At 58.9% G+C, this 470-nt stretch carries 1 protein-coding gene; it reads left to right on the top strand.

Translation table 11 applies throughout. From position 1 onward, the window contains the following. A partial coding sequence (locus tag MJ601_RS21825) for a hypothetical protein (RefSeq protein ID WP_242130490.1) occupies positions 1-297 on the top strand: 297 nt, incomplete at its 5' end. Positions 298-470: the final 173 nt, after the last annotated feature.

Raw genomic sequence — 470 nt, 5'->3', positions numbered from 1 at the left:
GTCCAGGGCCTTGGAAGGGTCGAGGGAGTGGAGGGGATAGCAGACGGCCAGAAGCGGCATTTCCGCCGGCTTGTCTCCCCCGGCAAAGGCTGGGGTCTCAGGCTCCATAGACAAGGTATGAAAGATCACACCGGTGCAGCATTGCCCTCACCGAAGAGCCGGATTTTCGATGCGCTGCGAAGCCTTGCTGATTCCAGCCAACCCAGCCCGCTGCTCCCATCTGCCACAGTTTACCCTGGCGGCAAGCTGTCGGGCGGCATGCGACCGATAGTGTTGAAAAAGCCGGGCTTGCAGTAATTGCGCGGTCCTGATTCACTGATCCTGTCGTTAGGAGACAGGCTCATGATGGGTGATCGGACGGTGATGCAGGAGGCGTTGTTTTACAGCTTCAGGCTGGAAGACCATGTTCCCCAGAACCACCTGTTGCGGGCGGTGGATCGCTTCGTTGATCTGGAGGGTATCCGGGAGAA

The sequence above is a fragment of the Sphingobium trunci genome (assembly GCF_022664535.1).
Classification (GTDB): domain Bacteria; phylum Pseudomonadota; class Alphaproteobacteria; order Sphingomonadales; family Sphingomonadaceae; genus Sphingobium.
This window is presented reverse-complemented; position numbering and strand designations above follow the sequence as displayed.